The sequence below is a fragment of the Acinetobacter sp. ABJ_C5_2 genome (assembly GCF_044538485.1).
Lineage (GTDB): Bacteria > Pseudomonadota > Gammaproteobacteria > Pseudomonadales > Moraxellaceae > Acinetobacter > Acinetobacter nosocomialis_A.
Map to the genome: position 1 here is coordinate 260,973 of NZ_JBIUCS010000001.1, position 26,661 is coordinate 287,633.

Annotated in this window: 21 protein-coding genes, 3 tRNA genes and 1 pseudogene; 10 read left to right on the top strand and 15 right to left on the bottom strand. The window is 37.6% G+C overall.

Annotation, left to right across the window (positions count from 1 at the left end; genetic code table 11):
* Nucleotides 1-170: 170 nt before the first annotated feature.
* Nucleotides 171-821, bottom strand: a complete 651-nt coding sequence (locus ACH8JV_RS01230) for a hypothetical protein (protein WP_396519281.1) — start codon at nt 819-821, stop codon at nt 171-173.
* Between the two features lie 113 nt (nt 822-934).
* Here ACH8JV_RS01230 and ACH8JV_RS01235 point away from each other — a divergent pair, with 113 nt between their 5' ends.
* The 3 genes from ACH8JV_RS01235 to ACH8JV_RS01245 are packed head-to-tail and all read left to right on the top strand — an operon-like array spanning nt 935 to nt 3,164.
* Entirely contained in the window at nt 935-1,369 is a 435-nt protein-coding gene (locus ACH8JV_RS01235; RefSeq protein WP_396519283.1) for a hypothetical protein, read from the top strand.
* Between the two features lie 9 nt (nt 1,370-1,378).
* A complete protein-coding gene (locus tag ACH8JV_RS01240) occupies nt 1,379-2,695 on the top strand; it encodes a LysM peptidoglycan-binding domain-containing protein (protein ID WP_396519285.1) in 1,317 nt (438 codons plus the stop codon).
* Nucleotides 2,685-3,164, top strand: coding sequence for a hypothetical protein (locus ACH8JV_RS01245; RefSeq protein WP_002052431.1), 480 nt, complete (start codon nt 2,685-2,687; stop codon nt 3,162-3,164). The genes ACH8JV_RS01240 and ACH8JV_RS01245 overlap by 11 nt, the downstream gene beginning before the upstream one ends.
* Nucleotides 3,165-3,291: 127 nt before the next feature.
* On the opposite strand, the gene ACH8JV_RS01250 is transcribed toward ACH8JV_RS01245, so the two are convergent.
* On the bottom strand, nt 3,292-5,094 hold the full coding sequence (locus ACH8JV_RS01250) for an aminopeptidase P family protein (protein WP_396519287.1): 1,803 nt from the start codon (nt 5,092-5,094) through the stop codon (nt 3,292-3,294).
* Nucleotides 5,091-6,652, bottom strand: a pseudogene (locus ACH8JV_RS01255) (peptide MFS transporter). Before ACH8JV_RS01255 ends, ACH8JV_RS01250 begins: the two are co-directional and overlap by 4 nt.
* A gap of 704 nt (nt 6,653-7,356) precedes the next feature.
* Here ACH8JV_RS01255 and glnA point away from each other — a divergent pair.
* The 5 genes from glnA to ACH8JV_RS01280 all read left to right on the top strand — a co-directional run bounded on the left by glnA (nt 7,357) and on the right by ACH8JV_RS01280 (nt 12,016).
* Complete coding sequence (glnA, locus tag ACH8JV_RS01260; protein WP_171057781.1) at nt 7,357-8,772, top strand: type I glutamate--ammonia ligase; 1,416 nt, start codon at nt 7,357-7,359, stop codon at nt 8,770-8,772.
* Nucleotides 8,773-8,897: 125 nt separating this feature from the next.
* Complete coding sequence (locus ACH8JV_RS01265) at nt 8,898-9,407, top strand: chorismate--pyruvate lyase family protein (RefSeq protein ID WP_396519289.1); 510 nt, start codon at nt 8,898-8,900, stop codon at nt 9,405-9,407.
* Entirely contained in the window at nt 9,404-10,282 is an 879-nt protein-coding gene (gene ubiA, locus ACH8JV_RS01270) for a 4-hydroxybenzoate octaprenyltransferase (protein WP_396519291.1), read from the top strand. The genes ACH8JV_RS01265 and ubiA overlap by 4 nt, the downstream gene beginning before the upstream one ends.
* Before the next feature lie 115 nt (nt 10,283-10,397).
* Entirely contained in the window at nt 10,398-11,705 is a 1,308-nt protein-coding gene (locus tag ACH8JV_RS01275) for an alpha/beta hydrolase family protein (protein ID WP_396519293.1), read from the top strand.
* A 104-nt stretch (nt 11,706-11,809) separates the two neighbouring features.
* The gene (locus ACH8JV_RS01280; protein ID WP_396519295.1) at nt 11,810-12,016 is read left to right on the top strand and encodes a hypothetical protein; all 207 of its coding nucleotides are present in this window, start codon (nt 11,810-11,812) and stop codon (nt 12,014-12,016) included.
* 3 nt (nt 12,017-12,019) lie between these two features.
* Here the strand turns inward: ACH8JV_RS01280 and ACH8JV_RS01285 are convergent, their stop codons facing one another.
* The 6 genes from ACH8JV_RS01285 to ACH8JV_RS01310 all read right to left on the bottom strand — a co-directional run bounded on the left by ACH8JV_RS01285 (nt 12,020) and on the right by ACH8JV_RS01310 (nt 14,615).
* Nucleotides 12,020-12,463: a DUF2726 domain-containing protein gene (locus ACH8JV_RS01285; protein ID WP_396519297.1), complete on the bottom strand. Its 444-nt coding sequence runs from the start codon at nt 12,461-12,463 to the stop codon at nt 12,020-12,022.
* 56 nt (nt 12,464-12,519) lie between these two features.
* Nucleotides 12,520-12,595 (bottom strand) — tRNA-Asn (locus ACH8JV_RS01290).
* 181 nt (nt 12,596-12,776) lie between these two features.
* Nucleotides 12,777-12,852: transfer RNA gene (locus ACH8JV_RS01295), tRNA-Asn, on the bottom strand.
* Between the two features lie 8 nt (nt 12,853-12,860).
* Nucleotides 12,861-12,936 (bottom strand) — tRNA-Asn (locus ACH8JV_RS01300).
* Nucleotides 12,937-13,082: 146 nt separating this feature from the next.
* Complete coding sequence (locus tag ACH8JV_RS01305) at nt 13,083-13,709, bottom strand: superoxide dismutase (RefSeq protein ID WP_000208083.1); 627 nt, start codon at nt 13,707-13,709, stop codon at nt 13,083-13,085.
* Nucleotides 13,710-13,856: 147 nt separating this feature from the next.
* Nucleotides 13,857-14,615, bottom strand: a complete 759-nt coding sequence (locus ACH8JV_RS01310; protein ID WP_396519299.1) for a Nif3-like dinuclear metal center hexameric protein — start codon at nt 14,613-14,615, stop codon at nt 13,857-13,859.
* 194 nt (nt 14,616-14,809) lie between these two features.
* Here ACH8JV_RS01310 and ACH8JV_RS01315 point away from each other — a divergent pair, with 194 nt between their 5' ends.
* Nucleotides 14,810-15,985 (top strand): S1C family serine protease, encoded by a 1,176-nt coding sequence (locus ACH8JV_RS01315; protein ID WP_151817802.1) that lies wholly within the window; start codon nt 14,810-14,812, stop codon nt 15,983-15,985.
* Between the two features lie 50 nt (nt 15,986-16,035).
* Here ACH8JV_RS01315 and ACH8JV_RS01320 read toward each other — a convergent pair whose 3' ends face one another.
* The 6 genes from ACH8JV_RS01320 to ahcY all read right to left on the bottom strand — a co-directional run bounded on the left by ACH8JV_RS01320 (nt 16,036) and on the right by ahcY (nt 25,892).
* Nucleotides 16,036-17,274 carry a multifunctional CCA addition/repair protein gene (locus ACH8JV_RS01320; protein WP_396463047.1) on the bottom strand — a complete coding sequence of 413 codons (1,239 nt, stop codon included), beginning with the start codon at nt 17,272-17,274 and terminating at the stop codon, nt 16,036-16,038.
* A gap of 91 nt (nt 17,275-17,365) precedes the next feature.
* Nucleotides 17,366-19,636 carry an NADP-dependent malic enzyme gene (locus tag ACH8JV_RS01325; RefSeq protein WP_151817803.1) on the bottom strand — a complete coding sequence of 757 codons (2,271 nt, stop codon included), beginning with the start codon at nt 19,634-19,636 and terminating at the stop codon, nt 17,366-17,368.
* 236 nt (nt 19,637-19,872) lie between these two features.
* Nucleotides 19,873-22,725, bottom strand: coding sequence for a putative bifunctional diguanylate cyclase/phosphodiesterase (locus ACH8JV_RS01330; protein WP_396519301.1), 2,853 nt, complete (start codon nt 22,723-22,725; stop codon nt 19,873-19,875).
* A gap of 134 nt (nt 22,726-22,859) precedes the next feature.
* Nucleotides 22,860-23,582 (bottom strand): 16S rRNA (uracil(1498)-N(3))-methyltransferase, encoded by a 723-nt coding sequence (locus ACH8JV_RS01335; protein WP_311069336.1) that lies wholly within the window; start codon nt 23,580-23,582, stop codon nt 22,860-22,862.
* An 18-nt stretch (nt 23,583-23,600) separates the two neighbouring features.
* Complete coding sequence (gene metF / locus ACH8JV_RS01340; protein WP_396519303.1) at nt 23,601-24,437, bottom strand: methylenetetrahydrofolate reductase [NAD(P)H]; 837 nt, start codon at nt 24,435-24,437, stop codon at nt 23,601-23,603.
* A 72-nt stretch (nt 24,438-24,509) separates the two neighbouring features.
* On the bottom strand, nt 24,510-25,892 hold the full coding sequence (gene ahcY / locus ACH8JV_RS01345) for an adenosylhomocysteinase (protein WP_263614252.1): 1,383 nt from the start codon (nt 25,890-25,892) through the stop codon (nt 24,510-24,512).
* Between the two features lie 222 nt (nt 25,893-26,114).
* Here ahcY and ACH8JV_RS01350 point away from each other — a divergent pair, with 222 nt between their 5' ends.
* Nucleotides 26,115-26,651, top strand: coding sequence for a cysteine peptidase family C39 domain-containing protein (locus ACH8JV_RS01350; protein ID WP_396519305.1), 537 nt, complete (start codon nt 26,115-26,117; stop codon nt 26,649-26,651).
* Nucleotides 26,652-26,661: the final 10 nt, after the last annotated feature.

Genomic DNA, 26,661 nt, shown 5'->3' on the forward strand with positions numbered 1-26,661 from the left:
TTTTGATGTGGTTTTTATACTCAATTTAGTACCCAAGATTGCTAAAGTACTCATGTATAAAATAAAGCCACCATCAATAGATGGCTACTATATCAGAATTTTTATATTCTTCGACTTTATCTTTTACATAGAAGCATACCAAAATAAGTACTTCTAAATTAGATGTTTAGTCATTTAAATATAATAGATGAAATTAAAAGCGGATTTTCAATATGTAAAGCAAGCCTTTGACCTGTCTGGCAAGACTGTAAATATAAATCAAATGCAGAAGTAACACTGGGATCAATTGAAGCTTGCATCGCAAAGATTTGTTTTAGTTGTTCAACATAACACATAAGGAATTGAACATTGCTATCGAAACTATTAAGACTCCGTAAATTACTTTGAAAGTTTTTTAGATACGATAAATCTGGAGGAGTATGTAGACAGCACACTTCAACTGTTCCTGGTTCAACTTTATTAAGGTAAGTATTAGACAGTTGTTTTTCAAGAAATGCGCTAATCGGTATTGAATATAATAAGGAATTCACACCATTAAAAATAGAAAATACAATTGTATTATTATTAATAAAATCTATAGGTAATCCTTCATATAATCTTCTATTTATTTCCTCAGCAATTATATCTATTTGTTTAATCTTTTGTTCTTCAATAGAAATATCAGCGAATCGCTTCATTATTCTGTTTATAAATACAACATCACCTGTTCCCGCAATTGCACCTCTGCACCATAACTGTATTTTATTTTCATTATTATGTGATACGCTTAATTCATTAGTCTCAACATTATAATTCATTGCCCTCTTATCTGCTGCAATCATAATAACATCACCTAAGTGAGCAGAAACAATCATGGTCATTGGGTTTAATTTTTAGATTTAATCAGATTATGCTAGTATAACTTTATATTCTAATATTAGAGAATAAAAAAAGTATGGCTGGTGGTACACGTATTGTAATTAATGATAAAGGTATTAGTTTGATAACAGGGGGTAAATTTGAAGTTAAAGCTGGTCAGCATATCTTTAATGATGGACAGCGAGTTAAAGCGGAACTTCCTAATTTACCTGTCGTTAATGAGATTAATAATTATACAAATAAATGGGATTTTTATGATTTATTTTATGAATCTAATTTCTCAAATGTGAAATACAAATTAATTAATAATAAAAACAATACTTATATTTCAGGAACGCTAGATGAACATGGTCGAACTCAACGTATAAATACTTCTACTAATGAAGGTTACGATATGCTGATTGGTATAGATGAGGGTTGGACTGTTTCAGTTGAAACTGGCAATGAAGATGATGAACATGATTATGAATGTAAATGTGGTTCACACGAAAATCATGAATATGGGGGGTGAGATATAATCATGGATTGTCTAGCCAATATAAAATTCTTAGATGCCCTGGGCCAACCAATAAATGGGTTAGCTCATCAACTTTGGGTTGGTTCCTCATTAATTTCTGAGTTTGTTACTACTGCCAATGGCGAATCAGTATGGATTAAACGTCCAGTTGGAACAGTTATTGATGTTCGAGTTAGAAGTATAGCCACTGGAGAGTACAACTCTAAAGTTAAAATACAACTAATTGGCGAAAAGACTATTTTTACTATACGTAGCCCTAAAGTCTTGCTTAAAGGTTTAAAGCTAACTACTAAAGAAGTAGCACAGGGAGGATATGTTAGATCAACTTATATTGTTGCTGAAGGAGATTATTTATCTCGAATCGCGAAAGACAACAATACAACTACGGATGAGTTAATAAGAATCAACAACTTAAAAAATGACCAAGATATTCATGCTGGGCAAGTCTTAAAGATACCTACCAATAAAACTGAGGCTTCTTCGCCTGCGCCTGAAAACAAGCCAAAACCCCCTGTACCACAGCAATATCAGGCAGAGAAAACTAAGATTATCGTAGCTCAGCGAACCGATACTTTGCCTTTAATTGCTAAACTTACTGGTAATAGCATTGACGAAATTAAGAAACTTAATGGATTAAGTGACGGTAAAATCTCACAAAACCAAACGATAAAAGTCTATGATCGTCAAATTAAGTCTACTGTGCCTAAACCACATACTGAGAAGAAAAAAGACGAGAATCGGCCTGTAACACCACCTAAAGTTGTTCAGGATGCCTCACAAAATAAGGAAAAGACACCAGTTGCAAAGGTATCATCGTCAACCTCTGCATCTTCAAAAGTTTCTGCAAAGAATGAGAGAGCTATAGCTAGATTACATCCACAAGTAAGGGACTTAATCAGAAAGTTCATCAATGAAGTGTATGTAAAGCACCAGGTACAACTTGTTATTGTTCAAGATTATCGTACCTATGCACAGCAAGATGCTTTGTACGCCAAAGGACGTACAACACCTGGAAGTATTGTAACAAGAGCACGAGGTGGTCAAAGTAACCATAACTTTGCTTTGGCTGTTGATGTTTTTCCATTATGGGAAGATGGTAAACTTCACATGGATGCAAAGTCGGATGCTAAAAATATTCAAATACTGAGAAAAGTCGCCCCTGTCGGGAAAAGTATTGGATTAGAGTGGGGTGGAGATTGGAAATCAATAGTTGATAATCCTCACTTCCAACTAAAAACTGGAAAAACTATGTCGCAGCTTAGACAACTAACCAAAGATGCAGGCGGTGATCCATTAAAGGTAGTATATAATGTTAAATAAACAAGGCACGATAATAAAACTTATTATTAGTTTTTTCTTTCTCTTAACAGGATGTAACTTATCCGCTAAAACTAACATGTCTCCAAAGAAAATCTATGAGCTGGATTTAACTGATCAGGGAATTAGTCCTGAAGGTGGCGGGATCGAATTGAAAAAAGAGAAAAATTATTGTTCTCTTATATTGAGTCTTTATGGAGAATCGGGACAAGAAAAATATAAGTTCAATTTTAAGAAGGATAATTTGATTAATACAAATTACCTAAAATATAGATATAAGAATGGTTTGATAGAAGCTAATGATGACTTAGATGACCTTATTGCTGATGATAGTAAAAAATCAAATAAAGGTGCTATGGAATTAATAGCAAATAAGTCATTTGTTGGAAACAAAGATAGACAAATTACAAAAAAGTTTGAACTCTATAAGAAAAAAGTTCCTAAAATTCTATTAGACAGAAACTGTAACTAAATAAAAAATAATAAACGGATTAGAATAAGTATTTAGTATGGTTTTTGATTCTTTACATATCTTATAGGATTTAAATCAAAGCCTTGGCTCTTTCAAGGCTTTGATTTGGTTTAATGCTATTAAATATTTAAATCTTACGTGTGTTATAAATCAACCAATCTAAAATATCGCCAGATAAGTGTTCAGCGAGTCTTTCTTGAACAATTTGATGATAACCATTTAACCAGTCTTTCTCTTCATTCGTTAGCATGTCAACGACAATACAATCTAAATGAATCGGGCAAAGGGTCAGCGTTTCAAACTCTAAGAAATCGCCGTAGGTTTTCTCAAACCCTGAGTGAAGTCTGTTTGCAACCAGATTCTCAATACGAATACCGTATTGTCCCTCATGGTATAAGCCCGGCTCGTTAGAAAGAATCATACCTTCACGCAACTTACTATAGGCATGTATAGGCGCGTAATAAGAAAGCACTTGTGGTCCTTCATGCACGTTAAGCGCAAAGCCTACGCCGTGACCTGTTCCATGACGATAATCTAAACCATGTTGCCATAAAGTATTACGACAAATTGAATCGAGTAGCGGTGCAGCTAAACCTTCTGGATAAATGGTTTTTGCCAAAGCAATATGACATTTTAAAACCAGAGTATAGTCACGTTTTTGTTGCTCTGTTGGTGTGCCGACGGGAACAACACGAGTAATGTCGGTAGTGCCGTCTACGTATTGTCCACCAGAGTCAATCAGTAATAGACCATCACCTTTAATGAACGAGTAGTGCTCTTCAGTTGCACGGTAATGGGGTAGAGCACCATTCGCATTAAAGCCAGCAATCGTTGAAAAACTTGGGCCTATAAAACCCTCTTGCTGAGCACGGAAAGCTGTAATTTTCTCATCAATGGTGAGTTCTGAAATACGTTGACCTTGATGAAGTGCTTTTTCTAACCAGTGGAAAAAGTGGCAAAGAGCGACTCCATCTTTAAGCATGGCATGGCGGATATGAGCTATTTCAGTTTCATGTTTACGCGATTTAAAAAGTGTACTCGGGTTGATGTCATATACAACCCGAATATCTTTTGCGATGGCTTGTTCATGAAAAATCGAGACTTTGGCTGGATCTAAAAGTACCGAGGTATCAGAAATATTCGATAAAAACTTAGCTGTATCTTCGTAGTCACGAATCTCAATGTCATCCGCTTTGAAAGCCTGTTGGGTAGTTAAATCAACTTTGTGGCTATCAATGAATAAAACAACCTGTTGAGTACTGATATATAAATGCGAAAGGAATACAGGGTTGTATTCTACATCTTGTCCACGTGCATTTAAGACCCAAGCAATATCATCTAAAGATGAAATGAAATGCCCTTCAATCGCCTTAGTTTTTAATGTTTCGCGAATTGCTTGTATTTTCTCTTTACGAGATAAGGCATTTAAGCCTTTAGGCATTAAATGAATCTGCTCTAAAGGAAGTTCTGGACGATTAGACCAGATTGAATCAATTAAATCTTGCTGTGTTTCAAGCTTAAAGCCACGTTGCTTTGCTGTATTTTCCAAGGCTTTAAATTGCTGGATTGAAAGCGTTTGTCCATTTACTGAAATAACCGAATCAGTTGATAAATTTTTCTCAATCCACGCGAGATGTGTTGAAGACTCATCACTGGTCAGTTTTTGTAATTGAAAGCCAGTTCCAACAAGTTGTTGTTCAGCTTGTACCCAATAGCGGCCATCAGCCCAGAGTCCTGCAAAGTTTTTGGTCACGACTAGAGTGCCAACAGAGCCACTAAAACCGCTTAACCACTGCCTTGCTTTCCAATAGTCTGGTAAATATTCAGACATATGGGGGTCTGCACTCATCACAACCAAAGCATCAACGTGTTGATTGGTCATGAGTTCACGAAGTTTTGCTAGTTTTTCTGGAACAGTTAAGTCGTTCATATGGTTTCCAAATCAGGTTGAACTTTGTTGGTGCTTTTGCCCATTAATTTATTCATTGGTTTCTTTAATAAAAATAACACGATTGCGCCAATAACCAAGGCCAATACACAGCGCATAAATAGGCTAGGTAAATGATTAATACCATCTGCCGATACATGTCCGCCAATCAAACCTGCCATGAGGTTGCCTAAAGCTGAACCAGTGAACCATAGGCCCATAATTTGACTGCGTATGACATCAGGTGCAAGTTTGGTCATGGTTGATAAGCCAATCGGGCTTAAGCAAAGTTCACCTATGGTAAGAAGAAATAAAGTGCCGACTAACCAAAATGGTGAAACTACTCCGCCATGAATAGCAAAATGACTGGCTAAAGTCATAAGCAAAAAGCCACCTGCTGCGAATAACAACGCAATAATAAATTTGCTGATATAGCTTGGATCTTTATTTGCTTTACCTAGTTTAGCCCATAGCCAAGCTGCAACTGGAGCAAAGATAATAATAAAAAGAGCATTAATTGATTCAAACCATACAGTTGGGATCTCAAATCCGAAAACAATACGGTCCGTATAATCTTGTGCAAATAAAGTAAAAGTTGTGGGTTTTTGTTCAAAAGCTGACCAGAATAGAGCAGATGCTGCTAATAAAACGAAGCAAATAACGATTTTAAATTTTTTATGTTGCTCTAAATTCAGGAAAAGTAGTAAGTATGCAAAATAAGCAATAATTCCAATGCTAATTCCTACAGTTAAGTAGGTTGCAACAACGACTGGGTTGATGTGAATAATCCCAAAGAAAGTTAATCCAATAACCACTGCAACAGCGAATAAAAAGCTAAATACAATTTTAGGCGCATTTTTATTTTCTACGACAGGTTTGCTACAGCTATTGGCTTCTTGGCGTAGCTCATTAAAAGTTTGGAGCTGTGGGACAGCCAAAAAGCGGAAAATTAATAAAGCAATGAGCATCCCAATGCCGCCAATACCAAAGCCTAAGTGCCAGCCATAATCGCGAGCTAATAGACCTGTAATGAGCGGGGCAATAAACGAGCCTGTATTAATTCCCATATAAAAAATGGAGAATCCGGCATCTCGTCTACTATCTTGAGCTTTGTATAAAGTTCCTACAATGACTGAAATACAAGTTTTAAATAAACCTGAGCCAAGAACAATCAGAACTAGACCGAAATAAAAAAAGAATTGATCAAAAATGGTGGTGAGGGCAATTGATAAGTGACCTAAAGCAATAATAATTGAACCGTACCAGACAGCACGCGCCTGACCTAACCAGTTATCGGCAATCCATCCACCAAAGACGGTCATTAAATACATGGAACCTGCAAATAATCCCACAATGGCGGCGGCAGTTGGTCGATCAAGTGCTAGCCCACCGTCATTCACCATAGCAACCATATAAAGAACGAGTAAAGGCCGAATTCCATAATAAGAAAATCTTTCCCAAAGTTCTGTAAAAAATAAAGTTTTTAGTGGTTTTGGATGACCGAAAAATGCTTTATCAGATTGTTCAAGTTCATGTTTCATTATTCAAATCCTTGAATGATTTTATGTTTTTTATAAACATAACTTTTAGTTTGTTTATTTATAACCAAAATTTATGTTTTTATTTTTTAGTTATTTTTAACAATAAAAGCAAATTTACCTTGTATAAAAACAGTGAATGAAAAAGAACATGAATAGTAGAGTTTGTTATTAGATAAATAACAGAAAGGAGCGTTCATTTGACAAATCGAAGAACTGTTAAGAAGCGAAATGATCTATAAGAATTCATAAAAATGAAAAGTATTTGGTAGATTGTGGATAAGCAATAAAGAACTTTTCAAACTTGCTTAGTCAAGAAACTTGAGTCTTTAAGAAGCGTAAAAAAGGGCGAAATCTGTAGCTTTTTAAGAGGTGTAAATATTTTTGTGTAATCTCATAAGAATCTCAACATTATATATAAGAAAGTATTATGATCAGGAACGACTGTTAGAAATTGATGCAGCGAATTATATCAGTGCAACAATTTTGCACTAAATTAGGGCAATAATGAGCTGTTTAAATATGCCATAATTTGAAAATGTGTGAATATGGTGCATTTGCACAAGCAAACAGTATAATGGGTTCAAGACAAGGGGCCTAAATCATGAATACTTATAAGTAATTCAATGTTTTAGGTAAGTCTTATAAAGTTGGTATGAGAATTGCTTAATAAATACCAGCAACTAACACGCACTTAACAAGTGCAACAAAATTTCATTGGAGCAAAATGAGCATGGCGAACAAGGTCCTTCAACTCATACAAGAAAGTGGCGCAAAATGGGTCGATTTTCGCTTTACTGATACTAAGGGTAAAGAACAGCACGTAACTTACCCAGCTGATTCTATTGATGAAGATACTTTTGAAGACGGTAAAATGTTTGATGGTTCTTCAATCGCTGGTTGGAAAGGCATTGAAGCGTCTGACATGATCTTACGTCCAGATGCAGAAACTGGTTTCATCGACCCGTTCTTTGCTGAACCAACTGTAGTTGTGACTTGTGACGTTATTGAACCTTCAACTGGTCAAGGTTATGAGCGTGACCCACGTTCGATTGCTCGCCGTGCGGAAGAATACTTAAAATCTACAGGTATCGGTGATACTGCATTCTTCGGTCCAGAACCAGAATTCTTTGTATTTGACGAAGTGAAGTGGGACATCGATATGTCTGGCGCTCGTCATACATTAATCGCTGAAGAAGCTGCTTGGTCTACTGGTAACAGCTATGAGTCTGGTAACTCTGGTCACCGTCCACGTGTGAAAGGCGGTTACTTCCCAGTTCCTCCAGTGGATTCTTCACAAGATATGCGTGCAGAAATGTGTGCAAAAATCGAAGACATCATGGGCCCAGGTCGTGTAGAAGTACATCACCACGAAGTTGCTTCTTGCCAGTTAGAAATTGGTGTGAGCTTCAACACTCTTGTTCGTAAAGCTGACGAAGTTCAACAGTTCAAATATGCTGTTTGGAACGTTGCACATCAATATGCAAAAACAGCTACGTTTATGCCTAAACCAATGGTAGGTGATAACGGTTCTGGTATGCACGTTCACATGTCTATCTCTAAAGATGGCAAGAACTTGTTTGCTGGTGATGAATATGCTGGCCTTTCAGAAATGGCGTTGTACTTCATCGGTGGTATCATCAAGCACGCTCGTGCATTGAATGCAATCACAAACCCATCTACAAACTCGTACAAGCGTTTGGTTCCTCACTTCGAAGCACCAATTATGCTTGCTTACTCAGCGCGTAACCGTTCTGCATCTATCCGTATTCCATACGTTTCTAGCCCTAAAGGTAAGCGTATCGAAGCTCGTTTCCCAGACCCAATGATGAACCCATACTTAGGTTTCGCTGCATTGTTAATGGCTGGTATCGACGGTATCCAAAACAAGATCCATCCGGGCGAAGCTGCTGACAAGAACTTGTATGATCTTCCTCCAGAAGAAGAAGCAAAAATTCCAACAGTTGCTCATAGCTTAGATATGGCTCTTGAAGCACTTCAAGCAGATCACGAATTCTTGTTAAAAGGCGGCGTGTTCACTAAAGAAATGCTTGATGCATACATCGAACTTAAAACTGAAGATGTACGTCGTCTTAACACGACTACTCACCCAGTTGAATTCGATATGTACTACAGCTTGTAATACGTATTTCATAAAAAAGCCTGCTTATGCAGGCTTTTTTATTGCTTAGAGTGTTGATTGAATTCTCTACGTTTTTTATCAAAAATTTGGGGTAAACTAGGTGCGAGTTTTCATGTGAGCAGATTATGCGTAAACGACAACCAGTACTTAAACAGGAACAAGTTTTAAATCCTGCATTGAAAACATGGTTGTATGCGTCTGGTTCTCTGACCCAACAATTGACTGAACTTGGCGGCGGACAGTTCAGCGTAAAGCCTTTTAAAGAACACTTTCAACGTTTAACTTTTGCAGACAGTCAATGGATGAGTATGCCTCATATCCACACTTCATGGGTGAGGGAAACCTATTTATATGGCTGTGAAGTTGAGCCATGGGTAAAAGCAAAAAGTATTTTTCCAATTCAAAGTTTACAAAAAAAAGCCCGTATATTTCAGCATATTGGTTCTAAACCGATAGGCCGTTTTTTATTTCAAAGAACAACACCTCTGTGTGATCGCCGTGTTATTCGCTTACCAGAAGGCTGGACGCGACAAAGTTGCTATACTTGGCATGGATGTAAATTTATTGTTCAAGAAACATTCTTACCGGCTTTTGAAGCTTTTTTATATCAGCAGCACGACAAGGAATTACTATGACGACTGCAACAGGCACAACATGGCGTCAGCGTTTAGAAGCTTATTATTATCTATGTCGATTTGATAAGCCAATTGGCACTGAACTGGTGTTCTGGCCAACCATGTGGGCACTTTGGGTTGCATCAAAAGGAATACCTAATTTAGGTGTTTTATTCGTCATGATTTTAGGCGTCATTTTTATGCGCGCTGCTGGTTGTGCGATTAATGACTTTGCTGATCGTAAAGTAGATGGTCATGTAGAGCGTACAAAAACTCGTCCTTTAGCAACGGGAGTTATTCGCGCAAGGGAAGCCGTATACGTATTCTTGGGCCTTGTTTTAGCAAGCGCATGTCTTTTGTTCTTTTTGCCTATAGAAACTTTTTATTGGTCATTTGGCGCATTATTTTTAGCGTTTATTTATCCATTTATGAAACGCTATACCAACTTGCCACAGGTATTTTTAGGAGCGGCATTTTCATGGTCTATTCCTATGGCTTTTACTGCGGTAGGTAAAACTCCCGATCTAACTTGTTGGTTGCTCTATTTTGGAAATTTGGCTTGGACAGTGGCTTATGACACTCAATACGCAATTACAGACCGTGAATATGATTTAAAAATTGGCGTGAAATCTACCGCTATTCTTTTTGGGCGTTATGACATCCAAATTATTGCACTTTTACAAGTAGCCAGCCTTGTTTTGATTGGAAGCGCATTATATTTAGAAAATATTTTATTTCCATGGGCGATCATTGCTTTAATTGTTGTGGCATTCGATTTTATATATCAAACAATTAAAACCAAAGACCGCAACCCTCAGGTTTGTTTCTGGGCATTTCGTCACAATCGCTGGGTTGGATTAATCATTTTTCTAGGAATATTTTTAAATTTCATATAGTAAAAATGACCGTGAGGTTGAAAAGTGTTCTATGCAGAGCACTTTTTTTATGTCTTAATATTTGTGCATAAGAAATATGCGGAATAAATAACACATAACATAAAAAGGATATTGTATGAAACGGTCAAACATTGCTTTAGCTATAACATTAACAGCTTCAACTTTTTTTCTTGCAGCCTGTGATGACAATGATGATGACTATACTGGTGTAAACCCTGATAAAACTTATATTTCAGAAAAAAACTATTCTCAGGACAGTTTAAGTGGCGCTGCATCTATCAAAGTGATGACCTATAACATGGAGAATGTACAAGGGAAAACTGCTCAAGCAACGGCACTTGTCATGTTCCCTAAAATTGCTCAACCTAAAGATGGTTATCGGGTCGTGGTCTGGGAACATGGAACAGTAGGTGTAGGGGATGGTTGTGCACCAAGCAATAATACAATTAATCCACGTTTCAAAATTTTAGCAGATACTTTATTGGCAGCTGGCTATGTTGTGATTGCCCCAGACTATGAAGGTTTAGGTACGCGAGGAATGCATCCATACCTTAATTTGGGAAGTGAAGCTAAATCTGCAATTGCAGCGGTTAAGGCTGCAAAAGATCATTATGGTAATCAGCTAAACGGTGCGTGGATGTCGATTGGACAGTCTCAAGGTGGGCATGCTTCACTAGGTACTGCAGAGTTTGCAAATAACGACACTAACTATAAAGGTGCAGTTGCAACAGCACCAGCTTCTAGCCTTGGCTATATTATTTCTACAGTTGCACCACAAGCAATCCAAGATATTCTTAAAAAAGAGCAAGCTGGTACAGCACCTATTGGTACGGCTGTAGAAGTTTATGCTGAGCTACTTGCATATGCTGCATATACCACGGTAGGTATTACGGCTTATGAGCCTAAATTTAATTATCGTGAAATTTTCCAACAACGTTCACAAAGTATAGCTGAGTTCGCAGAGGGTACTACAGGCGAAAATGGTATGTGCTTAACCGATTTACATAATAAATTTGCAGCTGATATTCGTGATTATCTTGCGACTAATGTTGGTAAAACAGTTACTGATTATCCTGGTTTAGCGGGTAATTTCCAAGAAAACCCAACTGTGAAAAAATTCTTGGTAGATAACCAACCTGCTACTAAAAAAATTAATTCACCTGTCATGATTGTTCAAGGTACTGCTGATATGGCTGTACCATATCCAGTCACGGATGCCCTGCAAAATGGTCTTAAAAAAATGGGAACTGACGTAACATTTGTGCCTGTTAACGGGGCTGCTCATACTCAAGCGATTGTATGTAGAAATGCTGAAATTTATCAATTTGTTCAATCTAAGATGCCAGCTAAAACCAACATAGTGCTCGATCCATCAGTAATAGATGCGAGTAAGAATTTCGAATGCACTGGTGTAGCACAATAATTTTTGTATTTAAAATATTCAATTTAAAAGAGTCCTAAAAAGGGCTCTTTTTTGTTATATTGTTACATATCTTAAAATTAACGATATTCGAGTTTAAAGCACTTATGAGCCAGCAACCTGTTGAAAAGAAATCTGTTCCTTGGTTATTAATGGGATTAGGTTTACTGATTCCCTTTTTGATTATTGCAATACTTTTCTTTGCTGCAAAGAGTGATGCTGAGAATAAAAAGCAATATGAGCAGCAACGTTTAGAAATGGAAAAAAGAATAGCTGAAAAACAAGCTACAAATTCTGAAAATAGACAACAGTAGCTTTTAATGAATATCTCTTTGTAATTGGCGTACGCTAGGAATGCTTGTATATCGTTTTACGATATAACCTGCTTCCGTAAGCATTTGATCACGGATACGGTCTTCTTCTGCTTTCTCAAGATGGGTAGGGTCATCTAATTCAATAATTGCGATGACTTCCATTTTGTCGTTTAGCACGACAAAATCGGTAACTTTGCGGTTGAACTGACTACGAATTTTATAGTCATTACTGGTAATTAACGCGCTAAAGGCCACTTGAGCTAAAACATGGTAACTTGGGAAACTCTGTTTTAAACGTATAAACATTTGAGTTTCAAAATTAGTAATGACAGGACGGGCAAAGAATTTTTGTTTTGGAAATAAATAGGGACGTAAACAAACAACAAGAAAAATGCAGGTGCTTAAGCAACCTAAAATAATAAAAAATAAATGACTCGATTCGAACATGGGATAACATCATACAAATAAAAACCCACTCGTAATGAGTGGGTCTTTAAGAATCTTGGCTCTCCCACCTGGGCTCGAACCAGGGACCTGCGGATTAACAGTCCGTCGCTCTACCGACTGAGCTATGGGAGAATCTGGAAAAGGATTTTAGGCAGGAAAGGGGGCTAGGTCAAGGGTTAATAAGAGAATTAAAGCGAATATCTAACTGATTGGCTTAAAAATACTCGAAACATTGATTTTATTCAAAATAATAGAAAATTATTAAATGATTAGAAAAGAAAAAGCCCGCAATAAATGCGGGCTTTTAGAATCTTGGCTCTCCCACCTGGGCTCGAACCAGGGACCTGCGGATTAACAGTCCGTCGCTCTACCGACTGAGCTATGGGAGATTAGTAGATGGCTCTCCAACCTGGGCTCGAACCAGGGACCTGCGGATTAACAGTCCGTCGCTCTACCGACTGAGCTATTGGAGAATCTGATGCGCATTTTATGGATGAAATCTAAAAGCGTCAATAAGAATATTAAAGAAAATGAATCGTTTGCTTGATTAATATGCTTTTGTTGTACTAAAAATAAAAAAACCACCCTAAAGAGGGTGGTTTTTTATAAAGAAATAAACTTATTTCTCTACACCAGCTGGTTGACCTGCAAGTTTTGCATTTGCATAGTCCCAGTTCACAAGGCTTTCTAAGAAAGTTGCGATGTATTTAGGACGTAAGTTACGGAAATCGATGTAGTAAGCATGTTCCCATACGTCAATTGTTAATACAGCAATTTGACCATGTGCAAGTGGAGTGTCTGCATTAGAAGTTTTAGTAATAGAAAGTTTACCGTTTACTTCATCAGCAACTAACCAAGCCCAACCTGAACCGAATTGAGTCGTTGCAGCAGCAGTAAATTCTTCTGCAAATTTTTCATAGCTACCAAAAGCTTCGTCAATTTTAGCAGCGATTGCACCAGTAGGCTTACCACCACCGTTTGGCTTCATGCTGTTCCAGTAGAACGTGTGGTTCCAAACTTGAGCAGCGTTGTTGAAAATACCCGCTTTAGATGCATCACCAGCAGTTGCTTTAATGATTTCTTCTAAAGTTTTACCTTCAAGGTCAGTACCTTTGATTAAGTTGTTTAAGTTAACAACATAGGTATTGTGGTGTTTGTCGTGATGGTATTCTAAAGTTTCTTTACTGATATGTGGCGCTAAATCATCATAGCCATATGGAAGTGCAGGTAAAGTAATGGTTGTCATGTTCCTATTCCTTGCATTTGCTGGGTTATACAATATTAAGTGGCTCTATTGTAAATGATTCTGTTCACAATAGGGCATCGTTTTAAAGAACTATACACAATAAAGATCTAATTAATACGCATAACACAGATTGAAAAAAAGACTTAATTAAATCGGATTATTCAATTCAAAATATTCACTTTCAACAGAGAACTGTTTTGAAATAGCTTGTGCCAAACGTTGAACACCATAACGTTCAGTTGCATGGTGGCCACAGGCAAAATAATGAACACCTAATTCTTTTGCTTCATAAAAAGTTCGTTCACTGACTTCACCTGAAATGTAAGCATCGCAGTTTTGCAAAGCTGCTTTAGCAATAAAATCTTGAGCGCCCCCTGTACAGAAGCCTACTTTTTGAATGCTTTGTTTTTCAGCTGGTAAGTGAATCACCTTAAAATCAAAACTGTTTTGCAGTTTTGCTTTAAATTCATCTACAGAAAGCGCTTGTTCTAAATAACCAATATTACCAATCGGATGTTTCTCGGTTAAATCAAGGGGTTCTAAATTTTGTAAGTTTAGTTTTTCTGCAATAGCGATATTATTACCTAAACTTAGATGCGCATCTAAAGGTAGATGGTAAGCCACTAATGAGATATTATTTTGAATAAGTTTTTTAATGCGATTGCCTCGCATACCAGTAATTGGATACGGTTCGCCCTTCCAAAAATAACCGTGGTGTACGAGTAAGAAGTCTGCATTTTGAGCAATCGCTGCATCAATTGCATCTTCAGAAGCAGTTACTGCACAAAGAATACGTTTTACTTCAGTTGAACCTTCAATTTGCAGGCCATTTGGTGCGTAATCTTTAAACTCTGCTGCTTTTAAGGTTTGGTCGCACCACTGAATAATTTCATGCAAATTCGCCATGATATTTCCTGAATTGAGTAGTAAATAGTTGCTAAAGCTATAGAAACATATTTTGTTGTGTAACTAAAGCTAGACAAATCTTTTTTGAGTTTTTTGTGTATATCGACATATTTAATTTAAAATGCTTAACTGAAAACTCTTTTTGTTCAATATATTAATTTAATTAAAAACTTCTTTGCGTAGAGGATATGAACGTGCGCCGCACCTTTACATGGTTACCTTGGGTGTTACTTATTATTGTAATTGCCAGTTTTATTGCATGGCAAAAATACCATCAGCCGAAACCAACTGTTGCAGTTGATGGGGTGCAAATGCCTGCTGAGAAAGTTGAGCCACTGGTGGATACTTCTCGAACGGGCGGGGTGGTGTCTTATAGTGCTGCGGTAAAAGTTGCAGCGCCGGCAGTTGTTAATATTTTTACGACCCAGAAAGTTAAACAAAATCATCCTTTATTAAGTGATCCAGTTTTCCGTGAGTTTTTTGGAAATCAGGTTCCCGAACAACAACAGCAAAATGAAAATAGCTTAGGTTCAGGGGTTATTGTTCGTGCTGATGGTTATATCCTTACCAATAACCATGTGATTGCTCAAGCTGACCAGATTGTAGTTGCTTTACATGACGGGCGTCGTGCAGAAGCTACAATTGTTGGAACTGATCCAGATACCGATTTGGCAGTCATTAAAATCGATTTAGATAAGCTGCCAGTATTGCCATTTAAGTTAAGTGGTAATGAGGTAGGTGATGTTGTTTTAGCAATTGGTAATCCGTTTGGTGTTGGGCAAACGGTAACCCAAGGTATTGTTTCAGCAACAGGTCGCTCAGATTTAGGTATTAATACCTATGAAGACTTTATTCAAACTGATGCAGCAATTAACCCTGGGAATTCAGGTGGGGCTTTAATTGATGTGGCTGGTAACTTGATTGGTGTGAATACGGCTATTTTTTCACAATCAGGTGGCTCTTTAGGTATTGGCTTCGCAATTCCTGCTAAGGTTTGTCAACAAGTACTCAACTCAATTTTAAAAGATGGTCGTGTAGTTCGTGGCTGGTTAGGTATTAGTTTACTTCCACCTACACAAGATGATGTATTGGCACCAAAACCACCAGTAGGTGTAGTTGTTGCTGATGTATTAAAAAGTGGTCCAGCGGCTTCAGCTGGGATTAAAGTTGGCGATAAAATTGTTCAGGTAAATAATGAACCGATTACTTCGGCTTCTCATTTGATTAATTACGTGGCTTTACAAGCGCCAAATAGCGAAATTAATGTGTTGGTTGAACGAGATGGGAAACAACAAAACTTTGTTGTGACTGTGGGCGAGCGAAAAGCGCAAAATACTCAATCTCAGTATATCCCGCTTCCTAAACGTTAAAACCTCATAAAAAAAAGCCTCACGATGAGGCTTTTTTTTATGACTACTGATTAAGAATGGCTAAGACTTTGATGTTGGTTTTTAAACTCAGCTAAAGCCTCAATTCGATATTGAATGAGCATTTCACCAATTTCCGCACCTTTAATGTTCTCTGGTAAATCCTGAACTTTAATAGAGCGAACAATCTGCATGGCTTCACGCATATATTGAGCTTGAGGATACGGACGATCTTCTAGTCCTAATCTTCCTTTTGCATCACACTCACAGGCTTGGACAAAAGCCTCGACTCTTTCTGGGCGACGTAAAACATCTAGGCGTTGTAATAGACGCCATAAAGTGCCTGGTTTTAATGACATAATCTGGTGGCATTTTAAATGTTCTTTACACACTGATAATGCCAATTGCTTGGTTTGTGTTGGAACTCTTAAACGCTCACATAATTGAGTAACCGGTTTAATTCCACGTTCTTCATGCATGATATGACGAGGAAGCTCATCGGCTGGAGTAAGCGCTTTACCCAGATCATGTACTAAAACAGCAAAACGTACATCGAGTGAATAATTCGATTTACAAGCTTGTTGCAGAGACATAAGGGTGTGAACACCACAATCCACTTCTGGATGATATTCAGGGCGTTGAGGTACACCGAATAAAGCATCAATCTCTGGGAAAAGATGTTTTAATGCGCCGCAATCACGCAAAGTTTGGAAGTAAATATCAGCATGAGTTTCCATTAAAGCGCGAGAAGTTTCTTTCCACACACGCTCTGGTGTTAATGCATCTAGTTCACCTGACTCTGCCATGGTGTGCATAAGCTGCAAGGTCTCAGGAGCAATTTGAAAACCATATGGGAAATATCGAGCTGCAAAACGAGCGACACGTAAAACCCGTAAAGGATCTTCAGCAAATGCTTCCGAAACATGACGCAAAATTTTATTTTCTAAGTCGCTTTGGCCACCATATGGATCGTATATTTTGCCGTCTTGATCCATGGCTATTGCATTAATAGTTAAGTCACGACGAATTAAGTCGTCTTCTAAACTTACAGTTGTATCAGTAAAAAATTGAAATCCGTGGTATCCCTGACCAGACTTTCGTTCGGTTCGTGCAAGTGCATATTCTTCTTTGGTTTGGGGATGAAGAAACACAGGGAAATCTTTGCCTACAGGTTGGAAACCTTGGGCGAGCATGTGTTCCGGCGTTGCACCGACCACAACATAGTCTTTTTCTTGATAGGGATGCCCAAGTAAATAATCTCGAACAGCACCGCCTACTAAATACACTTGCATGAAAAAACCTCTATTCTTCAAGCAATCATGCTACAGAATAGAGGTTTTCTCAAGTCATTAGAAAGGCTTTTCGTAAAAAGCGGTTTCTAAATTACTTTTCTTGTTGTTGAATCTCAGCAACTGTTAAAGCAGTCATATTGATAAGACGGCGAGTTGTCGCTGTAGGTGTCAAAATATGAACTGGTTTAGCAGCACCTAGCAAAATTGGACCAATTGTAACGTTGTTACCAGAAGTTGCTTTTAACAAGTTAAATGAAATGTTTGCTGCATCTAGGTTCGGCATAATAAGCAAGTTTGCAGAACCTTTAAAACGTGAACCTGGGAAAGCATATTGACGAATGCTTTCGTCTAATGCTGCATCACCATGCATTTCACCTTCAACTTCAAGCTCTGGAGCTTGCTCAGATAAAATACGATAAACTTCACGCATTTTTTGAGCGCTTGAATCAGTCTGGTCGCTACCGAAGCTTGAGTGAGAAAGTAAAGCTACGCGTGGTGTAATACCAAAGCGACGTACTTCTTCAGCTGCTAAAATTGTCATTTCAGCAAGTTGTTCAGCAGTAGGATTAGTGTTTACATACGTATCAGCAATAAACAAGTTACGGTCTTCAAGCATTAATGCATTGAGCGTGAAGAAGTTGTTCATACCTTCTTTAAGACCAATAACGTTACGCACGAAGTCAAGGTGAATGTTATAGCTACTGTAAGTACCACATAACATACCGTCTGCTTTACCAAATTTAACCAGAAGAGATGCGATTAAAGTTGAACGACGGCGAGCTTCACGTTGAGCATATTCAACAGTAATGCCTTTACGTTGCATTGTTTGATAGTAGTCTTTCCAAAACTCTTCATACATCGGGTTTTGTTCTTGATCTACAATCTCAATATTTACGCCGTGTTGTAAACGTAGGCCTAATTTTTTGATGTTTGCTTCAATGACTGCAGTACGACCAACTAAAATTGGTTTAGCTAAATCTTCATCAACTGCAATTTGAACAGCACGTAATACGCGCTCATCTTCACCTTCAGCGTATGCAATACGTTTAGGATCAGTTTTTGCTTGAGCAAAGATTGGTTTCATCAAGAATGCTGAGTTATAAACAAACTCAGAAAGTTTTTGACGATATGCAGAGAAATCTTCGATAGGACGAGTTGCAACACCTGAGTCCATTGCAGCTTTAGCAACAGCAGGTGCAATTTCTAAAATCAAGCGTTGGTCAAGTGGGCGTGGAATTAAGTAGTCACGACCAAATGAAGCAGATTTTTCACCATAAGTTGCTGCATCAGCTTCTACATGAGCCATACGTGCAATTGCGTGTACACATGCAATTTTCATATCTTCGTTAATGGTTGTCGCACCTACGTCAAGTGCACCACGGAAGATATAAGGGAAACATAAAGCGTTGTTTACTTGGTTCGGGTAGTCCGAACGACCAGTTGCCATAATGACATCAGGACGTACTTCATGTGCGTGTTCAGGTAAAATTTCTGGATCTGGGTTTGCCAAAGCAAAGATAATTGGATTTTCAGCCATTTGCTTCACCATATCTTTGGTGAGAATACCCGCAGCTGAAAGACCCAAGAACATATCTGCACCAGCCATTACTTCATGTAATTGCGTCGCTTTAATGTCTTGTACATAACGTTTTTTAGATTCATCTAAACCTTCACGTGAAGTCGTAAGTAGACCACGAGAATCGGCAACAATGATATTTTCTTTATTTACGCCTAGAGCGCAAAGTAAATCTAAACAAGAAAGGGCAGCAGCACCTGCGCCTGAAGCAACAATTTTGATTTCTTCAATTTTCTTGTTAACCAGTTGTAGAGCATTTAATAATGCTGAACCTACAATAATACTTGTACCGTGTTGGTCATCATGGAACACAGGAATTTTCATGCGTTCACGAAGTTTCTTCTCGATATAGAAACATTCTGGCGCTTTGATATCTTCAAGGTTAATACCGCCGAAAGTTGGTTCTAATGAAGCAACAATATCAACGATTTTATCTGGATCGTTTTCAGCAATTTCAATATCAAATACGTCAACACCAGCGAACTTTTTGAACAGAACGCCTTTACCTTCCATTACTGGTTTAGAAGCTAATGGACCAATGTTACCTAAACCAAGAACCGCAGTACCGTTACTTACAACAGCAACTAAGTTGCCACGTGCAGTGTATTTTGCAGCAGCTGAAGGATCACGTTCAATCTCTAAACATGGAGCAGCAACCCCTGGTGAATAAGCTAGAGCCAAATCTCGTTGGTTGACGAGTTGCTTACTAGGCGTGACGCTGATTTTCCCTGGATTTGGATATTCGTGGTAATTTAAAGCGGCCTGTTTTAAAGATTGATCGTCCATCTGAGTCTCTATTTGATACAAAAAAGCAAACTAGTCAAATCACTCATTTAGGGGGAGACAACTCAGTTCTTTTACTATGCTTTAATTTTTACCAATTAAGAGAATAGTAGACGAATTGCCAATAGCCCCGTAGTGAGCTAAATGCTAAAGAATATAACACTACTTCTTTATTTCTCACAGTCAAAAACGCTCATTTTTGGAAAAACCAGCGCATGTAAAATAGACTGTTAAAACAATTATGAAATATACGTATTTGATTGTAGATATTGAATAATCTGATTTGGATGGAGCGGGCGACTAAAGAAATAGCCTTGTAAAAAATCACATTGTTGTTTTTGTAGATAAATAACTTGCTCTTCAGTTTCAACACCTTCAGCAACCAGTTTAAGCCCCATACTTTTGCCCATTGCAATCATGGCATTGACAATAGCTTCTTGTTTTTGATCACCGATTTTCGAAATAAAGGCTCGATCAATTTTCAAAACATCAATTGGGTATTCGGTTAGATAAGCTAAAGATGAATAGCCAGTACCAAAATCATCAAGTGCGATCGAAATGTTGCGCTCTTTAATTGAGTGCAATAGTTTCTTCACATTATCGGTGTTGTCTAATAAAGCCGATTCAGTAATTTCTAGTTCTATATTTGAGCCATCTAGCTGATATTGCTCTAAGAATTCATCTAAGTCATTAAGTAACAGGCCTCGATGAATTTGTTGAGCTACAATATTTACAGAGACTTGAATATCTGTATAACCTGCATTTTTCCACTCTTGTAATTGTTTGCCGACTTTATCTAAAACAACTTTACCGATATCGGAAATAAGACTACTACGCTCGGCAAAAGGAATGAACATATTTGGCATAACTAGTCCTTTTTCAGGATGCTGCCAGCGAATTAAAGCTTCAAAGCCCTTAACCGATTTATCATTTAAATTAATTTTCGGTTGGTAATAAACCACAAATTCATCATTTTGAATGGCTTTACGTAGCTCTTGTTCTAAATCTGCTGTCTTATATGGATTTGTTGTTTTATTACAATAGTAGCTAATAGTATTGCCGCCCAAACGTTTTGCTTCGGATAATGCTTGTTCTGCGTGGTTGTTGAGATGGTCAATTTGTCTGCCGTGCTCAGGAAAACAAGCAACTCCAATAGAGGCTGTAATAAAATATTCTTGCTGATCAATATAAAAAGGGGCATTTAATGCTTGTAATATATTTTGGCAATATTGCTCAATATTTGGATGAATCGGTGATATTTCATAAATGATTGCAAAATCATCCCCATTTAAATAAGCAACTAAAATGGCATTAATATTGGTGAGTCGTAGACGCTGCGCAAATTGTTTTAGCAGTTCATCACCACTATCATTATTTAGAAATTCATTAAATGCTCTAAATCTATCAATATTAATTCTTATTAATGCCAAATTTTTAAAACTATAAGAGGGATTGACTAAATACTGATGTAATTGATTGTAATAGTAAAAACGGTTAGGAAGGTGAGTTAAACTATCATAATTTTTTAAATAAGATAAATGTTGCTCTTGGCGTTTTTGCTCAGTTAAATCACGTGCAAAACCAATATAATTAATAACTTGGTTGTGTTCATCTTTCACTGCATTAATATGAAGCCATAAATAAACACTCTTACCTGATGCAAACTTTTCATCAAATTGGCCCATATATTCGCCAGTTTTTAGAAGTTGTTGAGTAATTGAGTCATGAAACTGTTGTTGCTGTAATTTCTGATTTATTGCGATGCTAAATAGCTGCTGATTTAATAATTCAGACTTTGAAAAACCAGTTAATTTTTCATAATAGGGGTTAACATCAATATAATTAAGTTTTTCATCTAGAATAAAAATTCCTTCAGCAGCTTGTTCAAGCACAATAGCGCAGAGTCTTAGATGCTCTTGATCTTTTTTTTCCTGATGAATATCTCTGGTCATTCCAACCATGCGTAAAGCTTTATTGGTTTTAGGATCACGGCTAATGACACGACCTACATCATGAATCCAACGCCAAGAGCCATTACGACGTAAGATACGGAAAGTAATATTGAAATGATCAGATTTTCCTTCCAAGTGTTCTTTTAAACGCTCATCAAATAATTGTCGGTCATTGGGATGAATACGCTCTAATATGGTCTTGAGATGTAAAGACGTATTTTGCGTTTGTTTTTGCTGATCAAAGAAAGTGATTTCTAGTTTTTGTTTTTCAATATCCCAGTCCCACGGTCGAATACCTGCGGTTTCATGAGCAAATGCTAAATTATGATGATTGCTTTCAAGCCTCTCATTCATTTTAGTTAAGTCATATGTTCTTTCACGTACTTTTTGTTCGAGTAAATGATTATTAAATTGAAGCTGTGCCTCAATATCTTTAGATTTATTTACTTCTTGCTGAAGCTGTACACATAATTCTTCAGCCCATTGTGTATGCTGCTCTGCGACTTGTACGAGTTGTTTATTTTTAAATAGTAGTTGAGAGATTTTTTGATAGTTACGTTGAGTTGCATAAGCACAAAGTAAAGTTGCTACAAAGGCTAAGTTATAAGCAAAGTAAAAAGGAAGTTGCGTGATTTGAGAATGGGTAAATTGACTAATAATGAGTGGAACTGTACTTGGAATAAACAGCAAATAAAAATATCGGGGCTGCTGAGTCAGAAAGGTTAGGCCAATAATGTGTGCTGAGGTAATAAATAGGGCAATTAAGATATGAACATCAGAGACGGATATTAATGTAACTGGAAGCGAAAAATGAAGAACAATGATATTTATTCCCATTAAAATTCCAGAGAGCAAACAAATACCTTGCAGCGTTAAATCAGTTTTCTTAATAAAATTAATATCACGATACTGGGTTAAAAGTTTTGGAATAAATAATAGACAAGTAAAAGTTAAAACAGTAAAGCCAATTGACCAAATAAATTTAGTAATGTAAGAAATAAAGTAACAAGAGAAAATAATGGCTGAAATCAGACAAAGTAATATTAAGCTAATCAGATACCAGCGAATATATTGAATTGAGAGCCGGAGCTGTTCAATTTTGGTTTGATGCTGTAAATATTCTTCCTGAAGGCCAGACATAAGATTTTTCTATCCTATTTTTTTACATTTATACAGAAAGAATCTGATTTATCAGTGGAAAAAAATTTAAATTAATATTCATACAGTAAAAGTAAGTTAACTTTAATTGTTGATTTAATCAATGTTCAATTAGTTTATATGGATAAAAACCGATAATTTAAAATAGATAATGCAACAACAGGGGCAGTTTCAGTGCGTAATACACGGTCTCCAATGCACCAGTTCATAAAACCTGCTTGATTGGCTTGCGTAATTTCATTTTCACTTAAACCACCCTCTGGACCAATTAAGAGAGCAAGTTCGGGTTGGATCCCTGCCAATACATCTTTTTGTTCTTTTTCCGGAGCTAAAACAAATTTAGATGCAGGAAGATCAGAAGAACTTAACCATTCATGAAGAGAAACTGGCGCTAAAACTTCTGGGACTAAGTTAAGCCCACATTGTTCGCATGCTGCAATTGCAACGGCTTGCCAGTGCTCTAATTTTTTTTGATCTCTGTCATATTTTAAACGCATTTCACAACGTTCACTGGTTAAAAGCTGAATTTTGCTTACACCAAGTTCGGTGGCTTTCTGAATGGCGTAATCCATTCGGTCACCTTTACTCATGACCTGACCAAGAACAGCTTTAAAAGGGGCATTACGGTTTGCAGGATTAAAATTCTCAATGGTGACAAATGCATTTTTTTTATTAATTTCGGTCAGAGTTGCGAGATATTCGCCACCTTGTCCATTAAATAGAGTCGCTTGTTCTTGTAGTTGTGCGCGTAAAACACGCACCCAATGATGAAATACCGATTCAGTCAGTTGAATTGTTGAGCCAACTGTAAGTTCAGTTTCGATAAAAAAACGATTCATTGGGTACGCCTTACAAAATTAATTTAAACCAAGATCAACAACAAGTTGACGGGTTGGTTCGACTTGATTCATTGAATAGAAGTGTAAGCTTGGTGCACCACCTGCAATCAGGCGCTCGCATAGCTTAACAACAACTTCATGACCGAAAGCTTTAATACTTTCACTGTCATCGCCGTAGGCTTGTAATTGCTTACGAATCCAACGAGGAATTTCAGCACCAGTACCATCTGCAAAGCGAATTAAGTTACTTGCATTGGTAATTGGCATGATACCAGGAGCTACCGGAATGTTAATTCCTGCACTCTCCAAGCGCTCTATAAAGTAAAAGTACGAATCTGGATTAAAAAAGAATTGGGTAATTCCTGCATTAGCGCCAGCTTGTACTTTTTCAATAAAACGTTGGATATCTGAATCAAGGCTTTCAGCTTGAGGATGCATTTCTGGATAAGCTGCAACTTCAATATGAAAATGATCACCTGAGTGCTCACGAATAAAACGTACTAAATCTTGAGCATAAGGAAGCTCGCCAAGTCCAACCTGACCAGATGGTAAGTCACCACGTAAAGCGACTATACGGTCAATGCCTTGTGCCTTGTACAAATCAAGTAGTTCAGCAATACGCGTCTTATCATCGCCAATACAAGAGAGGTGAGGAGCAACAGGCGTGCCTTTACCGTTGAAATCATCAATGGCAGCAAGCGTACGCTCACGAGTAGAACCACCAGCACCATAAGTAATTGAGAAAAACTCAGGGTTTAATAGCTGTAATTCTTGGTGAACAATACGAAGTTTTTCAGCACCAGCATCAGTTTTTGGCGGGAAAAACTCAAAAGAAATAGGTGTACGTTTAGTCATGTCAAATCCTTGTAAACAGCGAAACATTATTTAGAAAAAAGGGCAGTCGGTTCACCGTCTGCCCTTAAATTCTTAGTATTTGTAAGCGTCAGACTTGAATGGTCCCTCAACAGCAACACCTAAGTAATCTGCTTGCTCTTGAGTTAACTGAGTAAGTACACCACCGAAACCTGCAACCATTGCCGCAGCAACTTCTTCGTCAAGTTTCTTAGGAAGAACTTCTACACGAATTTTTGCAGCTTTTTCACTTGCAGGAAGGTCAGCAAATTTCTCTTGGAATAAGTGAATTTGACCTAAAACTTGGTTAGCAAAAGAACCATCCATTACACGTGATGGGTGACCAGTTGCATTACCTAGGTTTACAAGGCGACCTTCAGAAAGAAGGATAAGGTAGTTGTTTTCGTCTTCTGAACGATAAACTTGGTGAACTTGTGGCTTAACTTCAACCCACTTGTAACCACGTAAATACGCAGTGTCGATTTCTGTATCGAAGTGACCGATGTTACATACAACTGCACCAGCTTTTAAGCTGTCTAACATTGCTGCATCACACACGTGGTAGTTACCAGTCGTTGTTACAACAAGGTCAGTGTTACCAAGAAGGTCGTGGTTAATATCTTCTTTTTTACCTGTTTGTACACCGTTTTTGTATGGAGATACAACTTCATAGCCGTCCATACATGCTTGCATTGCACAAATTGGGTCAACTTCTGTTACACGAACAATCATGCCTTCTTGACGTAAAGATTGAGCAGAACCTTTACCTACGTCACCGTAACCGATCACAAGCGCACGGCGGCCAGATAACAACATATCTGTTGCGCGTTTGATTGCGTCATTTAATGAGTGACGGCAGCCATATTTGTTGTCGTTTTTAGACTTAGTAACTGAGTCATTTACGTTAATTGCAGGTACTTTCAAAGAGCCGTCTTTCCACATTTCGATAAGACGTTGAACACCTGTAGTTGTTTCTTCGGTAATACCGTGAATACGTTCTAAAAGAGCAGGGTATTTGTCGTGAACAAGAGCAGTTAAGTCACCGCCATCGTCCAAGATCATGTTGGCATCCCAAGGTTGACCATTTACATTGATTTGTTGTTCAAGACACCATACATATTCTTCTTCAGTTTCACCTTTCCAAGCAAAAACTGGAATACCGCGAGCAGCAATTGCAGCAGCAGCGTGGTCTTGAGTCGAGAAAATGTTGCAAGATGTCCAGCGAACTTCAGCACCTAATTCAACAAGCGTTTCAATAAGAACCGCTGTTTGAATGGTCATGTGAATACAACCAAGAATTTTTGCGCCAGCAAGTGGTTTAGATGCTGCATAGCGTTTACGTAAGCCAATCAAAGCTGGCATTTCTGCTTCAGCAAGTTTGATTTCTTTACGACCGTAGTCAGCAAGTGAGATGTCAGCAACTTTATAATCTGTAAATGAAGCATTAACCGCGTTCATCAGGATCTCCTAGGAAAAAAATAGTATTGATCATTCTGTTCGCGGATGCCGTTGTTGGTTAAAACGAGTGTTTAACCGATCGTCGAGCCTGGCAAAATGATCTTTAGTGCCGATCATTTGTCGCAGCATCCCTCGACTAGCGAAACATTGTACTTGGAAAAGCTTTTAGTGCCAATCCAGTTTTGTTTATTATCTGCTTAATTACGACTTTAGATTTAAATTATGGCCTTAAACATTCCCGAATCTTTGGCAAACCTCGAGGCAAACAGTGGTGTTTTTGCAGTTTGGATGGTGCTAAAGCATTATGGGGTTCAAGTTGATATTGCTGAATTGATTAAAGTTTGCCGATATGAGCAAGATGGTACCTATACCATTGCTTTAGCTGTTGCTTTAAAAAAGTTTGGCTTTGATGTTTCATTTCACTCAGATAATGATCCTAACATTAGCCCAAGTGAACGCATGAGTTATAAAGAGGCAAAGATATTAAAAATACCAACTGGGCCAGCGCTGAGCTATCAAGATATTCAAACAGAGACGCATAATGGGAAAATGGTGATTGTGTACTACGACACTTTAGAAGGGGTAGGGAATCAGTCGCTCATTTATTCTATAGATCAAAATGAAATCTGCTTTTTTGATAGTTTTGAGCCGATGTCCGCAGCAGTTTTTGAGAATCAACGTAAAGCAGAAGGAATTTGTCGTCAGGCTATTGTAATTGGTGATCGTAATTTAAATATTCATTCGACTAAATTAAACTAGATCAAAGTGA

Bases quoted from the DNA above. Each gene is read 5' to 3' on its own strand.
- ACH8JV_RS01240 (WP_396519285.1), top strand. From the start codon at position 1,379: ATGGATTGTCTAGCCAATATAAAATTCTTAGATGCCCTGGGCCAACCA.
- ACH8JV_RS01305 (WP_000208083.1), bottom strand. From the start codon at position 13,709: ATGACAACCATTACTTTACCTGCACTTCCATATGGCTATGATGATTTA.
- ACH8JV_RS01245 (WP_002052431.1), top strand. From the start codon at position 2,685: ATGTTAAATAAACAAGGCACGATAATAAAACTTATTATTAGTTTTTTC.
- metF (WP_396519303.1), bottom strand. From the start codon at position 24,437: ATGACTAAACGTACACCTATTTCTTTTGAGTTTTTCCCGCCAAAAACT.
- glnA (WP_171057781.1), top strand. From the start codon at position 7,357: ATGAGCATGGCGAACAAGGTCCTTCAACTCATACAAGAAAGTGGCGCA.
- ACH8JV_RS01320 (WP_396463047.1), bottom strand. From the start codon at position 17,274: ATGCAAGTGTATTTAGTAGGCGGTGCTGTTCGAGATTATTTACTTGGG.
- ACH8JV_RS01230 (WP_396519281.1), bottom strand. From the start codon at position 821: ATGATTGCAGCAGATAAGAGGGCAATGAATTATAATGTTGAGACTAAT.
- ACH8JV_RS01280 (WP_396519295.1), top strand. From the start codon at position 11,810: ATGAGCCAGCAACCTGTTGAAAAGAAATCTGTTCCTTGGTTATTAATG.
- ACH8JV_RS01285 (WP_396519297.1), bottom strand. From the start codon at position 12,463: ATGTTCGAATCGAGTCATTTATTTTTTATTATTTTAGGTTGCTTAAGC.
- ACH8JV_RS01310 (WP_396519299.1), bottom strand. From the start codon at position 14,615: ATGGCGAATTTGCATGAAATTATTCAGTGGTGCGACCAAACCTTAAAA.
- ACH8JV_RS01350 (WP_396519305.1), top strand. From the start codon at position 26,115: ATGGCCTTAAACATTCCCGAATCTTTGGCAAACCTCGAGGCAAACAGT.
- ACH8JV_RS01265 (WP_396519289.1), top strand. From the start codon at position 8,898: ATGCGTAAACGACAACCAGTACTTAAACAGGAACAAGTTTTAAATCCT.
- ahcY (WP_263614252.1), bottom strand. From the start codon at position 25,892: ATGAACGCGGTTAATGCTTCATTTACAGATTATAAAGTTGCTGACATC.
- ACH8JV_RS01330 (WP_396519301.1), bottom strand. From the start codon at position 22,725: ATGTCTGGCCTTCAGGAAGAATATTTACAGCATCAAACCAAAATTGAA.
- ACH8JV_RS01325 (WP_151817803.1), bottom strand. From the start codon at position 19,636: ATGGACGATCAATCTTTAAAACAGGCCGCTTTAAATTACCACGAATAT.
- ACH8JV_RS01250 (WP_396519287.1), bottom strand. From the start codon at position 5,094: ATGAACGACTTAACTGTTCCAGAAAAACTAGCAAAACTTCGTGAACTC.
- ACH8JV_RS01275 (WP_396519293.1), top strand. From the start codon at position 10,398: ATGAAACGGTCAAACATTGCTTTAGCTATAACATTAACAGCTTCAACT.
- ACH8JV_RS01335 (WP_311069336.1), bottom strand. From the start codon at position 23,582: ATGAATCGTTTTTTTATCGAAACTGAACTTACAGTTGGCTCAACAATT.
- ACH8JV_RS01235 (WP_396519283.1), top strand. From the start codon at position 935: ATGGCTGGTGGTACACGTATTGTAATTAATGATAAAGGTATTAGTTTG.
- ubiA (WP_396519291.1), top strand. From the start codon at position 9,404: ATGACGACTGCAACAGGCACAACATGGCGTCAGCGTTTAGAAGCTTAT.